The organism is Kribbella jejuensis, from assembly GCF_006715085.1.
Taxonomy (GTDB): domain Bacteria; phylum Actinomycetota; class Actinomycetes; order Propionibacteriales; family Kribbellaceae; genus Kribbella; species Kribbella jejuensis.
On record NZ_VFMM01000003.1, the window covers coordinates 303,990 to 318,353 of the forward strand.

The 14,364-nt window shown below is 68.1% G+C and carries 18 protein-coding genes; 14 read left to right on the plus strand and 4 right to left on the minus strand.

Annotation, left to right across the window (positions count from 1 at the left end; genetic code table 11):
- Position 1: 1 nt before the first annotated feature.
- Positions 2-484, plus strand: coding sequence for a hypothetical protein (locus tag FB475_RS29100; RefSeq protein ID WP_141860340.1), 483 nt, complete (start codon positions 2-4; stop codon positions 482-484).
- Between the two features lie 8 nt (positions 485-492).
- Here the strand turns inward: FB475_RS29100 and FB475_RS29105 are convergent, their stop codons facing one another.
- Both FB475_RS29105 and FB475_RS29110 read right to left on the minus strand, forming a co-directional pair.
- The gene (locus FB475_RS29105; RefSeq protein ID WP_141860342.1) at positions 493-1,611 is read right to left on the minus strand and encodes a sensor histidine kinase; all 1,119 of its coding nucleotides are present in this window, start codon (positions 1,609-1,611) and stop codon (positions 493-495) included.
- A complete protein-coding gene (locus FB475_RS29110) occupies positions 1,583-2,248 on the minus strand; it encodes a response regulator transcription factor (RefSeq protein WP_185759492.1) in 666 nt (221 codons plus the stop codon). The genes FB475_RS29105 and FB475_RS29110 overlap by 29 nt, the downstream gene beginning before the upstream one ends.
- Positions 2,249-2,512: 264 nt before the next feature.
- Between FB475_RS29110 and FB475_RS29115 the strand changes: the two genes are divergently transcribed.
- Positions 2,513-4,333 carry a copper resistance CopC/CopD family protein gene (locus FB475_RS29115; protein WP_185759493.1) on the plus strand — a complete coding sequence of 607 codons (1,821 nt, stop codon included), beginning with the start codon at positions 2,513-2,515 and terminating at the stop codon, positions 4,331-4,333.
- Between the two features lie 368 nt (positions 4,334-4,701).
- On the opposite strand, the gene FB475_RS29120 is transcribed toward FB475_RS29115, so the two are convergent.
- Complete coding sequence (locus tag FB475_RS29120; protein WP_141860350.1) at positions 4,702-4,920, minus strand: hypothetical protein; 219 nt, start codon at positions 4,918-4,920, stop codon at positions 4,702-4,704.
- A gap of 3 nt (positions 4,921-4,923) precedes the next feature.
- Between FB475_RS29120 and FB475_RS29125 the strand changes: the two genes are divergently transcribed.
- Both FB475_RS29125 and FB475_RS29130 read left to right on the plus strand, forming a co-directional pair.
- Positions 4,924-5,499 (plus strand): hypothetical protein, encoded by a 576-nt coding sequence (locus tag FB475_RS29125; RefSeq protein WP_141860352.1) that lies wholly within the window; start codon positions 4,924-4,926, stop codon positions 5,497-5,499.
- A complete protein-coding gene (locus FB475_RS29130) occupies positions 5,496-6,023 on the plus strand; it encodes a DUF302 domain-containing protein (protein WP_202878589.1) in 528 nt (175 codons plus the stop codon). The genes FB475_RS29125 and FB475_RS29130 overlap by 4 nt, the downstream gene beginning before the upstream one ends.
- A gap of 3 nt (positions 6,024-6,026) precedes the next feature.
- On the opposite strand, the gene FB475_RS29135 is transcribed toward FB475_RS29130, so the two are convergent.
- Positions 6,027-6,845, minus strand: a complete 819-nt coding sequence (locus FB475_RS29135) for a universal stress protein (RefSeq protein WP_141860353.1) — start codon at positions 6,843-6,845, stop codon at positions 6,027-6,029.
- Positions 6,846-7,056: 211 nt separating this feature from the next.
- On the opposite strand from FB475_RS29135, the gene FB475_RS29140 reads away from it, so the two are divergent.
- The 10 genes from FB475_RS29140 to FB475_RS29180 all read left to right on the plus strand — a co-directional run bounded on the left by FB475_RS29140 (position 7,057) and on the right by FB475_RS29180 (position 14,284).
- Positions 7,057-7,497 carry a hypothetical protein gene (locus FB475_RS29140; RefSeq protein WP_141860355.1) on the plus strand — a complete coding sequence of 147 codons (441 nt, stop codon included), beginning with the start codon at positions 7,057-7,059 and terminating at the stop codon, positions 7,495-7,497.
- Positions 7,498-7,550: 53 nt separating this feature from the next.
- Complete coding sequence (locus FB475_RS29145; RefSeq protein ID WP_141860357.1) at positions 7,551-7,952, plus strand: hypothetical protein; 402 nt, start codon at positions 7,551-7,553, stop codon at positions 7,950-7,952.
- 4 nt (positions 7,953-7,956) lie between these two features.
- Positions 7,957-8,796 carry a hypothetical protein gene (locus FB475_RS29150; RefSeq protein WP_202878590.1) on the plus strand — a complete coding sequence of 280 codons (840 nt, stop codon included), beginning with the start codon at positions 7,957-7,959 and terminating at the stop codon, positions 8,794-8,796.
- Positions 8,793-9,194 carry a hypothetical protein gene (locus FB475_RS37285; RefSeq protein WP_202878591.1) on the plus strand — a complete coding sequence of 134 codons (402 nt, stop codon included), beginning with the start codon at positions 8,793-8,795 and terminating at the stop codon, positions 9,192-9,194. The genes FB475_RS29150 and FB475_RS37285 overlap by 4 nt, the downstream gene beginning before the upstream one ends.
- A gap of 65 nt (positions 9,195-9,259) precedes the next feature.
- Positions 9,260-10,078, plus strand: a complete 819-nt coding sequence (locus FB475_RS29155; RefSeq protein WP_185759494.1) for an alpha/beta fold hydrolase — start codon at positions 9,260-9,262, stop codon at positions 10,076-10,078.
- A 21-nt stretch (positions 10,079-10,099) separates the two neighbouring features.
- Positions 10,100-10,189 carry an FAD-binding protein gene (locus FB475_RS29160; RefSeq protein ID WP_202878592.1) on the plus strand — a complete coding sequence of 30 codons (90 nt, stop codon included), beginning with the start codon at positions 10,100-10,102 and terminating at the stop codon, positions 10,187-10,189.
- Between the two features lie 11 nt (positions 10,190-10,200).
- Positions 10,201-10,587, plus strand: a complete 387-nt coding sequence (locus FB475_RS29165) for a hypothetical protein (RefSeq protein ID WP_141860361.1) — start codon at positions 10,201-10,203, stop codon at positions 10,585-10,587.
- 143 nt (positions 10,588-10,730) lie between these two features.
- A complete protein-coding gene (locus FB475_RS29170; RefSeq protein WP_141860363.1) occupies positions 10,731-13,457 on the plus strand; it encodes an ATP-binding protein in 2,727 nt (908 codons plus the stop codon).
- A gap of 59 nt (positions 13,458-13,516) precedes the next feature.
- Entirely contained in the window at positions 13,517-13,849 is a 333-nt protein-coding gene (locus FB475_RS29175) for a VOC family protein (protein WP_238332504.1), read from the plus strand.
- 42 nt (positions 13,850-13,891) lie between these two features.
- Positions 13,892-14,284 carry a VOC family protein gene (locus FB475_RS29180; RefSeq protein ID WP_141860367.1) on the plus strand — a complete coding sequence of 131 codons (393 nt, stop codon included), beginning with the start codon at positions 13,892-13,894 and terminating at the stop codon, positions 14,282-14,284.
- The last annotated feature ends 80 nt before the right edge of the window (positions 14,285-14,364 follow it).

The window sequence follows — 14,364 nt, forward strand, 5'->3', positions numbered from 1 at the left end:
AATGCTCGAAGCAACAATTGGCCGGCCGAACGGGCGGGCCGGCGGAATCAATCGCCTGGTGGTGCTGAGCGCGGTACTCGCGACGGCGTTGGTCGTCGGACTGCTGGTCGGTCTGAAGCTCTGGTCGTCGCCGGGCGATCCCGGCTCGTTCCCGAGCAGCGTACAGATCGAGCAACAGTACGGCGTCCGGTTCAGCCGGATCGCGGTCGTCGGGGACGGCGGCCTGATCACCCTGACGTACGTCGTTCTCGACAGCGAGAAGGCCACTCGGTTCCAGTCGGACGTCGGCCACCCGCCGGAGCTTCGCAGTGAGGCACGCGACGGCGGTACCAAGCGGGTGTCGGTGATGAAGCAAGGACACTCACTGCGCGCGGGCCAGACGTACTATCTCGTGTACCAGAACACCAAGGGCGCGCTGCGCCACGGAGAACGGGCAACGATCCAGCTCGGCGACCTCGCCCTCCGCCATGCTCCGGTGCTGTGAGCAGCAGGTCAGCCGGCCGCCGCGCGCAGGTCCGTCGCGGCCGGCAGGAAGACCTGGAACAGGGCGCCGCCTTCCGGGGCTTTCCCGGCGGTGATCCGCCCGCCGTGCGCCTGGACCGTGGCCTGCGCCATCGCCAGTCCGAGCCCACTGCCCATCGGTACCTTCGCCGGTGGACGGCGGTGCCAGAAGCGTTCGAAGACATGCGGCAGGTCCACCGCGCGGATGCCCGGGCCGGCGTCGGCGACGCTGATCACGTAGCCGGCCCCGGTCTGTTCGCACGACAACCGGATTCGTTCACCCGGTGCGGTGAAATGGACCGCGTTCTCGATCAGCGCGTCGAGCGCGAGCTCGAGCCACGCCCCGTCCGCCTCGACAAGGTACGTGCCCGGCGGGCGCTCGATCACCCAGTCCCGGTCCGCGCTCTCCCGCCAGTTCCGGCCGATGGCGTCGAGGAACTGGCCGAGGTCCAGCTCCAGGTAGCGCAGGGCGCGGCCCGAGTCGAGCTTGGCGAGCGCGAGCAGCCGGGTGGACAGCGCGGACAGCCGATCCATCTGGCGGACGACGATCCCGTAGTCCTCGGCGGACTCCGGGGTGTCGGCCACCTCGAGCAGCTCGAGATGGCCGAGTGCGATCGTCACCGGAGTACGCATCGCGTGCGATGCTTCGCGGAAGAACTCCCGCTCACGCTCGAAGACGGCCAGCCGTTCCTCCGACATCAGCTCGACCTGCATCTGCGCCGCCTTGCGCCGGCGGGCATGCCAGACCATCGCCAGGAAGAGCAGCGGCATCAGCGGAATCTCGGCCCACTCGGCGCGGCTGGTGCCGTCGGCGAGCTGGTGGACGACGAGGATCCAGCCGGTGGTGAGCGTCACGAGAAAGGTGACCGCCAAGGTCTGGCCCAGGGGCCACACGCGGAACCCGTACACGAGTGTCAGGCCGAGGAACAGCAGGTGGTACGGGATCACCTCGCGTTCGATCATCACGTGCATCAGCGTCAGCATGGCCAGCACGAAGACGGCGAGCAGACCGTCGACCAATCGGTGCCACTGCCGGGCCGACCGGTCGGCGGTGCGCCTGCCGGTCGTCGCCGTCGGCGCCTCAGGCGCTCTGAAGCTGATAGCCGACATTGCGCACGGTCTGGATCACGTCGCGGGTCGTCTTCCCGCGCAGCCGCCGGACATAGACGTCGACGATGTTCGTCGCGGGATCGAAATCGTACCCCCACACCGCCGAGAGCAGCTCGCTGCGTGAGCACACCCTGTCGGGCTTGCGCATCAGGTGCTGCATCAGCAGGAACTCACGTTCGGACAGGGCGGCCTCGCTGCCGTCGACGCGGAGCTTGCGGGTGCGGATGTCGAGCACGATCCGCCCGACCCGCAGGACGAGCTCCTCCGAGGTCTTGCCGCCGCTGCCGCGCAGGCCGAACCGGACGCGGGCGAGCAGTTCGCGGATCGTGAACGGCTTGGGCAGGATGTCGACTCCTTGCTCGAGGCAACGCACTCGTGCCTCCGCGTCCGCGACTGCCGACAGGACCAGGATCCGGGTGTCCGGACTGCTCACCAGCACCGCCGCGATCACCGCCTCACCGTCGACCTCGGGCATCCGCAGGTCGACAACCATCAGGTTGGGCCGCTTGGTCAGCGCGAGCCGCAGCCCGTCGCCGCCGTCCGTCGCGGTCCAGACCTGGTATCCCTCCGCTTCGAGCCCGCGGCGCACGAAGCGGACCACCTCGGGTTCGTCGTCGATCACCAGCACAGTTGCCATGTTTCCCCCCCAGCTGGGCGCGCTGTGCCGCGTGCCCGCCGTCGTGAGTCCCTCCCCGAGCCCCAAGGACATAGTGACCTGAGAGTGACGGAGAGGGAAGACCACACCGCCTGGTCAGCACTCGGGAAGCGTGAAAACCAGGTGAAAACTTTGTCATCTGACACATCGGTTCGGTCCCGTGCGGGATCCTCGCCAGCAGGACTGTTGGTGTCCGAGGGGGCAACCGTGGGCATGCGCCGAGAGACGAGGCGACGAGCTGGGCCGATGAGGTTTCTGCTCCTGCTCTTCGTTGCCGCGATCGTCTGGCTGAGTCAGGGCGCAGTGGCGCAGGCTCATCCGGTGCTGCTGCGTTCGACTCCGTCGGACGGGCAGACGGTCCGGACGCCGCCGCGACAGATCGACCTCTGGTTCTCCGAGCCCCCGACTGCGGCCGGTCTTGACATCGCACTCTCCGACCGCGACGGCAAGGCCTTTCCGGTCACGGCCCGGATCGCCGACCAGGGCATTCACGTGGTGCTGACGGGTTTTCCCGAGTTGCCGCGTTCGGTCTACGAGCTGCGGTGGAGTGTGGTGTCGAAGTACGACCTGCACAGACTCCAGGGAACGCTGGTCTTCGGTGTCGGGCTCGCCGCGACGTCGTCCGGCCGGCCGGCCGAGTCGGTGACAGGCCCGGCGGGCACGGTCGCGGACGTCGTACTGGGCTGGTTCGATCTGGCTGCGACGGCGGTCGTCTCCGGCTGGGTGCTCCTGGTCGCACTGTGGTCCCGGCGTCGCGGGTTCGCGTTGCCGGCCGAATCGGTGGTCACGATGCGCGGGCTGGCGGCAGCGTTCGCGATGCTTTCGGTGTTCGCGTCGCTGGCACGGGGCGCCAGGCAATGGTCGGAGGCGGCCGGGGCCGACTCCGGCTTGGCGGTGGTCAAGGACTCCGGTCAGCTGCTGCGGTGGTCGCTCCGTGAGGTCGTACTGGTCGTCATCTGCGCGCTCTTGGTGCGACAGTCGCGCCGCGGGGCTTCGGGCAGCGCGGCAACGCTGCCGCTGATCTGCCTGCTGTTCGGGGACCTGGTCCTGCGTGCGGCGACCAGCCATGCACGTGGTGGGCCGCTGTCGCTCGCGGTGCTGGCGATCCACCAGGTCGCCGCGCTGGCATGGGTCGGCGGACTCGTCGTACTCGGCTTCCTGACCGCTCGGTTGCGCGGGGAGCGGAGGCTGACTCTGGACCTGTGGCGGTCCTTCGGACCAGTTGCAGCGTGCTCCGTGGCGGTGCTCACCATCACCGGGCTACTGCTGACCGGGCGCCAGGTTGCCTCTGTCGACGCCGCTCTCAGCACGTCGTACGGGCGCGCGTTGCTGATCAAGCTGACGCTGGCAGGGGTGCTGATGGCGCTCGGGCTGCGACACGCACTGCGCCTGCACCCGTGGCTGCGGCGACGGGTCGGCCCGGCCGTGCTGCCGTCGTCCCGAGCGCAGGCGATCTCGCCTTTGCTGGGAGTCACCGTCGCGTTGATGGCTGTCGTACTGGCAGTAACGCCGCCGGCCCGCGGACCGCAGTTCGACAAGCCCGAAGCGACTGCCTCGCGGGCCGACTATCAGGTGGACGATCTGTTGATCACGGTCTCGCTCGGGCCCAACCAGCCCGGCCGGAGCCTCCTGCTGGTGGACGTGGTCAGCAGCAGGCGTCCGTCCCCCGGGCCGATCACGGCGGTGACGGCCGACCTTGGGTCGACTTCGGGAATCGTCCTGCGGCGTACGACGAGCGCTGCACAAACCGGCGGACAGGGCGGGGGGCAGTGGCAGGCCGCTGTCGACGTCGAGGCGACAGGTCCGGTACCGCTGCGGATCGTGGCCGCGCGCAACCACCCGGGCCCTGCGGTCGTCACGACGACCTGGGTCGTACCGACAGGCCTGCCTCGGCGGCCGGTGGTGGTGTCGAACAGCCCGCTGGCGCCGTGGACAACCGGCCTCGCGGTGGCGGTCGCGTTGCTCGCCTCGGCCGTCGCGTATGCCCTCCTGCGTCGGTACCGCCGTACCCGGAGGTCCGTGGTGACTGTTGAGCCGGTGCAACGGGTGCCGTCCGGGGCCGGTTGACCGTCATAGGTAGCGATCTCACTACTGGCGGTTGCGGGGTCGGCGAATTGCTGCCGGAGGGAGCTCGGCGGCGGCATCTGACTTCGGCCTGCGGCGCTTGAGCAGGCGGTGCGAGGAAGGGCTAAGAATCGGCGGGCATCGTCGGGGGCATGACGTCACGCGGAGCAGCACCGGCGATGAGCCGGCCGCGGAGTCGGCCTGTCGATTCCGCACGAGATCTGGACCGGTGCCGATTTCACGAGTTCCCGTTCGGCGCAGCTGTACTGGTGGTCGGCGTACGGCGTGGCGGCCGGGGCGATCGTGGTGTACCGGTTCATGCTGCCGCTCTGGCGGACGGTACGGCACGGGCTCACGGTCAGTGAGGTGATCTACGAGGCGCCCGGTGTGGTGACCGTCGTACTCGGTGGTCGTGGGTTGCATCGGATGCCGGTGCGGGCCGGGCAGTACTTCGTTTTCCGGTTCCTGGACGGTCCGGGGTGGTCGCGGGGCAACCCGTACTCGTTGTCGGCCTCCCCGGCTCCGGACCGGCTGCGGGTCAGGGCGAAGGCTTCGATCAGGTCCTCACGGTCGACACGGCCAGAGAGCACATCGTGTTCACCCCCTTCACCCGCCCGGAGTGGCAGATGACCTTCGACGCGGCCACCGACAGCGTCACCGTCGAGACCCTCGACGGCGAACCGGTCGAGACGCTCGCGCCGGCGCGCGCAGCCTTCAAGGGAATGTTGCGAAACACCGACTGGGACGCTCCGCACCTGGGCTACTTCCTCGGCTATGCCTGCTGGAACTGCTTCACCAGCCCTTTCCTGTTCGCATATCCGGGCGTGCAGGCCCGCGAGGTCGACCCGTGGCACGAGGCAGGGCAGACCTGGCGGCGTCTCAAGGTACGGTTCCCGCCCGACATCGCCACTCACAGCCCGAACGCAGTCTTCTACTACGACGCCTTCGGTATGCAACGTCGCATGGACTACGTCGCCGAAGTCAACAGCAGCTTCCTCGTCGGCCACTACACCGGACACCACAAGAGCTTCGGCGGTCTGGTGATGCCGACGCGACGACGAATGTTCCGCCGCAACCCCGACAGCAGCGTCAACCTCAACTTCCCGTCCATCACGGTCGACGTCCACGATGTTGAACTCGTCCGCTCTGACGAACAGGTACGGCCATGACCACAGACAACGCGTTGATGACTACGGACAGCGTGATGATCGACCACCCCACCCGCAGACTTGTCGTAACGCTTCCGCGTGCGTACGACGCGGCGTGCGAGCACTTCGAGACTCTCGTGCCGGAGGCTGATCTGCACCGCTTCTATCAGCAGGGTTCCTGGCGAGCCACGCTGGAACTCGCCGAGATCAACGGCCCGTTTGGATTCATGCGGTACTACAGGAGCGATCTCTGCGCGCTGATGGCCGGCTCGCCGTCCCTCTGGAAGGCCACCCAGTACCTGATCGGCAACCACACCATCGCCGAGCGCGCGTTCCGCGAGGAGGCGTCGGCTGGGCTATACGCACCGATGCCCTGCATGATCTACGCCGACCCCGACGGCGACACCAAACTCGCCGTAGATCAACCCGGCTTGCTGTTCGACAGCTACGGCAACCCGCAGATCGCTGAGGTCGGTCGCGAGCTCGACGCACGCCTTGCGCAGTTGATCACGCTCCTCGGCGGCCAGGTACTTCCGCACCTGTGAGCATTAGCGGCGGGTCCGATACCGGGGCCCGGACCCGACCAGGACGACCGGGCCGGGGGCGAGGCGCAGGACGTCGTACGCCGATGAGCCGTCGTGATCACGGGCGACCACGGTCAAGGCGGCACCGAGCGACTCGGCGAGGAGGATGCCCGCAGTCGGGTCGGGAGTGCGTCGCTGTCGTACGTCGACCCCGGGGAAGAACTTGCGCCACACGGACAACTCGTCACGCTGCACTGTCCCGACGATCGTGATCCCACTGGCGCGACGGCGGGCGGATTGGAAGCCGAAGGCCGTCGCCGCGAGGGAACCGCCGTCTACCACGACTCGGCCTGCTGACGAACCGGCGGCCTGCTGGTCCGCCAGCCCGATCACCGCGAGCGAGGCCCCGGTACGGCTTGCGATCGTACGCACGAGCCGACATTGGGAACGGCTGGTGACGACGAGTGCCTGGTCACCGGCTCGCCGTGCCTCGCGAACGAGACTGCGTGAACCCCAGCCTGGTACGACGCACGTGCTGATGGAGATCGTGGGCGCGACCCGGCCGGCTCGACGTACGGCTGCTGCCACTTTCGCCTGCGCGTCAACTCGTCCTCGGAGTTCCACGGTCACGTTTCCGCCAGGATCCAGTAGGTAGGTCCAGGGGAAGGCGTACACGATCCGCAGGTCCGATCCGCGGGCCGCTGCCTCCGCCGCTGCCCACTCGAGCGCGTCGTTGTCGATCCTGGGGTTGTCGATCAGGACCACCACCGGACCGCTGTCGGGCGCTGTGGCCGTCGTCGCCGGACGCGGATGCGTGCCGGTGGTTTGCCGCAGATGCTTCATCAGCTACCTCCCTCAACAGCTCAACCGTCGCGCTGTGGCTGCGCGATCACACCAGGGAAAGACCCGGGTCCAGTACGGGCCGGTACGTCGCCGCCCCCAGGCCAGTGGGTTCGGTACACGCCCGTGGTTGGACCCGTGACTTCGCCGGGCGCGGTGGTGGGCTTGTCACGCAATCGTGGGAGACACCAATCGGATATGAGGAGCAGGACAAATGACCACGATTCAGATGCACGCGAACACCACCGCTACCCCGGAGCAGTTCATCGAAGGGCTGACCGACTTCGGACCTGGTCGGGCCGAGCTGTTCGGGAACAGTGCCGACAGCGACCTGGTGGTGCACGACAAGGGTGTCGATCACGCCGACGTGACCGAGGGCTCGGGAGGTGTCTGGGAGCGGCTGAGCTACGACTGGTCGAACCCGCACCGGGTAGTACTGACGACCACCGACTCGAACGCCTGGGGCGGCAAGTCAGGTCACGTCTACAACCTGACACCGCGGGCGGACGGGACGACGGACATCGACTACACAGTCGTCCGGGACGGCAAGAACCTCCGCGGACGCTTGTTCGCGGCGCTGTTCGCCACGGTCGGTAAGGGAGTGCTGGTGAAGGCTTTCCGGAATTCGGTGCGCGCGATCGAGCAGAGGTCCTGAGCGCAGCCCGCGACGGCAGCTCGTCTGCTGAAACAAGTAGAAGGAGAAGAGAAATGGCAACTGAGCACCCTGAGACCCGGCCTGACCAGGTGGTCGAGGAGAAGATCGAGACGCTACGGAGACTGTTCGCCGATGCACCCGAGGTCGGGAAGAAGGCGCTGGACAGAGTACTGAGCAGGCTCGCGTCCGATGCGTCCAGCGCGCCGCCACCACCGGTGCAGAGCGCCGGCCGGATCGGTAGCCGGCTGGGCAAGGTCTCGGAGCTGACGATCATCGATTCCGCCTGGGAGGGCTGGCCGGGGATCCGTAGCCCGGAGGCCAAGGACTATCTGGCGAAGTACCAGGTCAGTGCGGAGGGCTGGTACGTCGCGAACGACCTGACGGTGGCCGAGACGCGGCGGTTGCGCCGGATCGGTGAAGCCGTCGACGAGTTCCTGGACAAGATCGGGGACTAGCGTCATGGCATCACGCCGTGCTGTCACCGTAGAGCTCGAGGACATCCAGGCGACGGTACTGCGGTACCGGCCGGAGCCGTACTACGGCACCCATGTGATGCTGCACGTCGACGACGCGCGGTCCGGGCGGGAGTTCCTGCGCGATCTCACGCCGTACATCGAATCTGCTGCCGACTGGTGGCAGGCGGACGGACCGTGGATCGCCGTGGCGGTGACGTACGCCGGGCTGGGAGCCCTTGGCGTACCGGACGAATCGCTCGTGAGCTTCCCGGAGGCGTTCCGGGTGGGAATGGCGGCCCGCGCGACCGAGCTCCGCGACCGCGGCGTCAACGATCCTCGGAACTGGGAGGCGATGTTCGGACCTGGTGTCATTCACGTCGGCGTCAGCGTCTTCGGCAACTCCGAAGAAGGTTGGCGCCGCGCGATGAACGCGGCCCAGCGGCACTATGCCGGACGCCCGGGCATCACTGTCGTGGCGACGCAGGACTTCGGGGCACAGCCCGGTGATCTCAACCCGCTCGGGTACCGGGACTCGATCGGGCAACCGGCTGTCGAGGGAAGCGGCGTGGATCCGCTTCCCGGCCAGGGACCCGCTATCAAGGCCGGTGAGTTCGTGCTCGGCTACCCCGGCGAATCCGGCGTACCGCTGCCGGCGCCCGTCCCGGCGGTTCTCGGGCGCAACGGTACGTATGTGGCGCTGCGCAAGTATCAGTCCCGCGTCGGAGCGTTCAATCGTTTTCTGCGCGCGAACGCTCGGACTGAGCAGGACCGAGAGCTGCTGGCAGCCAAGTTGGTGACCAGGACGGCTACCGCGTGCCGCGGGGCGCGCATATGCGCCGGATGAATCCACGCGACACCAAGATGCCGGTGCTTGCCGATGTCAACGTCCACCGGGTCATCCGGCGCAGCACAACCTTTGGCGCCCCCTACGATCCGCAGGCGCTCTCCGAGCGGGACGACGAGACGCCGCGCGGCCTGTACTTCTTGTTCATCAGCGCAAAAGCGATGGCGACGTTGGAGTTCCTGCAGCAGGAGTGGATCAACAACGGCAATTTCATGAGCCTCGGCGACGAGCGCGATCCGAACGTCGGCGTGCAGGAGCCCGGCGCGAGTTTCACGATCCCGCGCGAGCCGGTCCGGCATCGGCTTCACGGGATCGAGACGTTCAACGTGTTGCGCGGCGGCGAGTACTTCTTCCTGCCGTCCCTGTCGGCGTTGCGCTGGCTCGGGGAGGAACGATGATCCCGGTACTCGACCAGGGAGTGACACGGGCGCGATCGGTGCCGCGACCGAGGACTGTGGGCGGTATGAAGATCGCAACCATGCCCGACGCCCGGTTCCGTACTGTCGACGGTGTCCGGGTTCGCTACGCCGACAGCGAAGGTTCACTCGAGCCGACCATCCTCCTGACCAGCCCGTGGCCGGAGAGCCTGTATGCGTTCGCGCCGATCTGGGAGACGCTCTCCGCACGGGCCCGGGTGATCGGGGTGGACCTGCCGGGCTTCGGACAGTCCGAACGGCGTGCCGACCTGATGTCGCCGCGCGCCATGGGCGGGTTCCTGATCCGTCTGATCAAGGATCTGGGACTCGACCGGCCGTACGTGGTGGCGCCGGACGTCGGGACGGCCGCGGCGCTGTTCGCGGCCGCGGACCATCCTGGACAGCTTGCGGGCGTCGTGGTCGGCGCGGGCGGTGTGGCCGTCCCGTTGCAGCTTGGTGATCCGCTCAGGTCCTGGGTGCTTGATCCTGATCTGGAGAAGTACCGGCACGTGGACCCACAGGTCGTGGTCAACACCGCGATGGACACGCATGCTCACGACATACCGGACGAGATCCGAGCCGACTACCTGACGTCGTACGAGGGCGACCGCTTCTACGAGTCGCTGGCCTATGTACGGCGATATCCCGAAGAGCTCCCAGTGCTGGCAGAGCTCTTGTCGACGATCGCGATTCCGGTCACCGTCATCGGCGCCGTGAACGACCGCGTCGTACCGCTGGCCAACGCCGAGTTCCTGGCCGAGCGGCTCCCGGACAACCGGCTCGTGGTGCTGGAGTCCGGCCATTTCGCGTGGGAGGACACCCCGGCCGACTACGCGGCGATCGTCCTCGACGCGCTGGAGAACTAGTACGAAGGTGGGTGGACCCAGATGGCGGGATTCGACTACGACGTGCTGATCGTCGGCTCCGGGTTCGGCGGTAGCGTGGCCGCGCTGCGGGCCGCGGAGAAGTTCCTTTAAGGAGCAGCATCATGAGTCTCACCCCGTTGGGCGCCGTCGCCCGCGGCCTGGTTGCCGGCACGGTCGGGACGATGGCCATGGACACTCTGCTGTACGCGGAGTACCGATCCGGCGGCGGCAAGAGCCCGTTCCGTCGGTGGGAGTTCTCGGCGGATATCGAGAGCTGGGAGCAGGCACCGGCGCCCGCCCAGGTCGGCCGACGACTGTTCGAGGGCCTGCTCCAACGTAAGCTGCCCGACAGCCGGGCCGGGCTGGTCAACAACGTCACCCACTGGGCATTCGGAATCCTGAACGGTGCCGCGTACGGCGTCCTCGCCGGATCCGCGCCGGAGCCACCTCAGCGCGCACCTCGTCTACGGTCTGACCACTGCAGCGGCCTTCCGGCTCGTCCGGGGTAGGAAGCGCTGAGACAACCGATCCACCAATCAGGGCTGGTCAGCCGTTGCGCGGCGCGTTGCGGACAGCGAATCGGGGTGCCAGCCTGATCCTGCGTGCACAGGCGCCCGGGTGGACCGGTCGTTCCCGATGGGGCGGAGGGAGCATGGCCGAGCTGGAATTGCGCGGACGGCGGCAGGAGCGCGCTGCCCTGGAGCAGTTGCTCGCGGCCGCGCGGTCGGGGCGCAGCGACGTTGTGGTGCTGCGCGGCGAGGCCGGTGTCGGCAAGTCGGCGTTGCTGGACGCGCTATCGGCCGGAGCGCGCGATTGCCACGTCTCCCGGACCACCGGAGTCGAGTCCGAGATGGAGCTCGCCTACGCGGGCCTTCACCAGCTCTGCCGGCCGTTCCTGGACCGGATGAACCACCTCCCGCCACCACAGCAGGAAGCTCTCGGTACGGCGCTCGGTCTGCGGAGCGGTTCGCCTCCGGATCGCTTCCTCATCGGCCTCGCCGTCCTGAATCTGCTGTCCGATGCGGCCGGCAGCAAGCCGGTGCTGTGTGTCGTCGACGACGCGCAGTGGGTCGATCTGATGTCCGCACGGATTCTCGCGTTCGTCGCCCGGCGGCTCGAGGCGGAGTCCGTAGTCATGGTCTTCGCCGTGCGTGACGGACTGGATCACCAGTTCGGCGGCCTGGCCGAGCTGGAGATCCGGGGTCTCGACGACGCCGACGCCCGGGCGTTGCTGGAGTCGGTGTTGCCCGGCCCGATCGACCCGCGGGTACGGGACCGGATCGTGGCAGAGACGCACGGCAACCCGCTGGCACTGCTCGAGCTGCCCCGGACCTGGACGGCCGCGGAACTCACCGACCGCCTCGGCGCGGGGACCCTGACCAGCCGGATCGAGGACAGCTTCGTACGGCGACTCGAAGCGCTGCCGGCAGACACCAGGCTGCTGCTCCTGGTGGCAGCCGCGGAACCGCTCGGGGACGCGACGTTGCTGTGGCGAGCCGCCGAGGTACTCGGGCTGGGGGCGGATCCGGCGGCCTCGGCGATCGAGTCCGGGCTGATCACGTTCGGCGAGCACATCCGGTTCCGGCATCCGCTGGTGCGCTCGGCGGCGTACCGGATGGCCTCGCCGCAGGACCGCCAGGCGGTGCACACGGCGCTGGCGGAGGTCACCGATCCGGCCCTCGACCCGGACCGGCGTGCTTGGCATCGCGCCCAAGCGACGGCGCGTCCCGACGAGGACGTGGCGGCCGACCTGGAACGGTCCGCGCAGCGGGCGCAGGCACGCGGTGGCTTCTTCGCAGCTGGGTCGTTCCTGCAACGCTCTGCCGAGCTGACGCCCGACCCGTCTCGCCGGGCCGACCGGGCGCTGGCTGCGGCCGTCGCCAAGCGCAGCGCGGGCGCGCTCGACGCGGCCCGGGAGTTGCTGGGCGGTGTGCTTGCGGGTCCGCCCGACCCGGTACGCACGGCCGACGCCGAACGACTCCGCGGTCAGATCGCGTTCGACCACGGCCGCGCCCGCGAGGCGGCACGGACGTTACTCGATGCGGCACGGCAGCTCGATCCGCACGACCCGGTCCGGGCACGTCCCATCTATCTCGAGGCCATGTCGGCGGCGATCTGGGCCAGCGGTCCGGAGATTCCGGGCATCCTCTCCTACGCCGCATCAGCGGCGCCTCCTCCGGCCGAATGGGAACCGCCGGCCGACCTGCTGCTCCAGGCCCTCGCTGCGCGGATCACCCGCGGCTACACCGCGGCTGCGCCGCAGCTCGTCGCAGCACTGGAGCAAGCCCGACGCGCCGACATCGCGGCGGAGGACGTCGGCAGTTGGCTCTGGCTCGCGGGGAACCGCGTCAGCGGCATCGTCGCCGTGGAGGTCTGGGATCTCGATGCCGCACTGGAGCTCGCGATGCGGCAGGACCGGATCGCCCGCGAATCCGGCGCGCTGATCCAGCTCCAGTTCGCGCTGAACTTCCGAGCGAACATCGTGTGTCTGACGGGGGATTTGTCCGCAGTCGCCGGTTTCGTCGAGGAGGAACGCCAGATCGCGGCGGCGACGGGGAACCGTCCGCTCGGTGTCGGCGAGCTGCTTCTGGAGGCGTACCGCGGGAACGAGTCCACGACAGCCGCCCTGATCGACGCGACCGTTCGTGAGGCACGGCAGCAGAGCCAGGGCCGGATGGCCGCTTTCGCGACGTACGCGAACGCCGTACTGCACAACGGATTGGGCCGCTACGAGGTCGGGCGGGATGCCGCGCTGCAGGTGTTCGAGCAGGACGTCGTCGGGTACGACGTACTCGTCATCGGTGAGCTCATGGAGGCGGCGTCGCGGACCGGGGACACGAAGCTCGTCGAGACGGCTCTTGCCTGGCTGACCGAGCGTGTCGCGGTGACGCCGACCGACTGGGGGAGCGGGATGGAGGCCCGGGCCCGGGCGCTGCTGAGTGATGACGAGGACGCGTATCTCCGGTCGATCGAGCACCTGAGCCGGACCAGGAACCGGGTCGAAACCGCCCGCGCCCATTTGCTGTACGGCGAGTGGCTGAGGCGCGACGGTCGCCGGGTGGACGCGCGCGAGCAGCTACGGACGGCGTACGAGGAGCTGGATGAGATGGGCCTTGGCGGTTTTGCCGAGCGTGCTCGGCACGAGTTGCTCGCGACCGGCGAGACTGCGCGGAAACGCGTACCGGGGACTATGAACGACCTGACCGCGCAGGAGGTCCAGATCGCCGAGCTTGCCAGGGACGGGCTCACCAACCCCGAGATCGCGGCGCAGTTGTTCATCAGCCCGCGGACCGTTGAATGGCACCTGCGGAAGACGTTCTCGAAGCTCGGCATCAAGTCCCGCCGCCAACTCCGCACGGCGCTGGCTTCGACCGCCTGAGACCAGGGTGTTCGACGGACGCGATCGGGGTGCTGGTCGCGGACTCTGGGGTTGTGGAGATGAAGCTCGAGCAAGTCGTCGTACCCGTGTCCGATGTCGACCGGGCCCGGCATTTCTATCGCGCTCTCGGATTCCGGCTCGATCGCGACGAGGTGGTCGACGGATTCCGGGTCGTTCAGCTGACGCCTCCCGGTTCGGCGTGCTCGATCCTGGTCGGCACGAATCTCGGTTCGGGACGCCCGGGTTCGTCATCCTGTGCACTGCGTGTGGCGGACCTCGAAGAGGCCTGCGCCGAACTCCGGGGCCACGGGGCTGCTCTCGGTCCCGTTCGTGCGTCGCGGGTGGGATTCAGCGATCCCGACGGCAACGAGTGGCTGCTCGTGGGCGGTTGAGTTCTCACGCGCTGTGCTGCTTACTGAGCCTCGGAGGTTGCTTTGCCCGCGCTCGATGCCTTTTCGCACGTCTCGCTGACGGTGACCGATCCAGAGCGTAGCGCCGACTTCTACAACCGAGTACTCGGCACAGAGACGGTCTTCTCGGCCGACGACGACGGGAATCGGCTGTTCATCGTCGCGCGTGCTGGAGTGACGATCGCGCTGCGCGACCATTCCGGCTCTGCGGACCAAGGCTTCGACCCGTCCCGCATCGGACTGGACCACATCGCTTTCCAGGTCGGGTCCGAAGCCGAGTTGGAGGCCTGGGAAACAAGTCTGCAAGCGAACGGAGTGGTCTGCTCAGGCATCGAGGCGAGCCCGTTCGGTCTGCATCTCAATCTGAAGGATCCGGACGACATCGCGATCGAACTGTTCGTCCCGAAGCCCGCCTAGGTGCCGTCAGTCTCGTTGAGCGACACGTTCGCGATCTTGGCAGCTGTTCGAACTCGGCGCCGGCAGAGAGAAATGTTTCG

Coding starts and splice junctions, on each gene's coding strand:
- FB475_RS29100 (WP_141860340.1), top strand. CDS start 2: ATGCTCGAAGCAACAATTGGCCGGCCGAACGGGCGGGCCGGCGGAATC.
- FB475_RS29105 (WP_141860342.1), bottom strand. CDS start 1,611: ATGTCGGCTATCAGCTTCAGAGCGCCTGAGGCGCCGACGGCGACGACC.
- FB475_RS29110 (WP_185759492.1), bottom strand. CDS start 2,248: ATGGCAACTGTGCTGGTGATCGACGACGAACCCGAGGTGGTCCGCTTC.
- FB475_RS29115 (WP_185759493.1), top strand. CDS start 2,513: ATGAGGTTTCTGCTCCTGCTCTTCGTTGCCGCGATCGTCTGGCTGAGT.
- FB475_RS29130 (WP_202878589.1), top strand. CDS start 5,496: ATGACCACAGACAACGCGTTGATGACTACGGACAGCGTGATGATCGAC.
- FB475_RS29135 (WP_141860353.1), bottom strand. CDS start 6,845: ATGAAGCATCTGCGGCAAACCACCGGCACGCATCCGCGTCCGGCGACG.
- FB475_RS29140 (WP_141860355.1), top strand. CDS start 7,057: ATGACCACGATTCAGATGCACGCGAACACCACCGCTACCCCGGAGCAG.
- FB475_RS29145 (WP_141860357.1), top strand. CDS start 7,551: ATGGCAACTGAGCACCCTGAGACCCGGCCTGACCAGGTGGTCGAGGAG.
- FB475_RS29150 (WP_202878590.1), top strand. CDS start 7,957: ATGGCATCACGCCGTGCTGTCACCGTAGAGCTCGAGGACATCCAGGCG.
- FB475_RS37285 (WP_202878591.1), top strand. CDS start 8,793: ATGAATCCACGCGACACCAAGATGCCGGTGCTTGCCGATGTCAACGTC.
- FB475_RS29155 (WP_185759494.1), top strand. CDS start 9,260: ATGAAGATCGCAACCATGCCCGACGCCCGGTTCCGTACTGTCGACGGT.
- FB475_RS29160 (WP_202878592.1), top strand. CDS start 10,100: ATGGCGGGATTCGACTACGACGTGCTGATCGTCGGCTCCGGGTTCGGC.
- FB475_RS29165 (WP_141860361.1), top strand. CDS start 10,201: ATGAGTCTCACCCCGTTGGGCGCCGTCGCCCGCGGCCTGGTTGCCGGC.
- FB475_RS29170 (WP_141860363.1), top strand. CDS start 10,731: ATGGCCGAGCTGGAATTGCGCGGACGGCGGCAGGAGCGCGCTGCCCTG.
- FB475_RS29175 (WP_238332504.1), top strand. CDS start 13,517: ATGAAGCTCGAGCAAGTCGTCGTACCCGTGTCCGATGTCGACCGGGCC.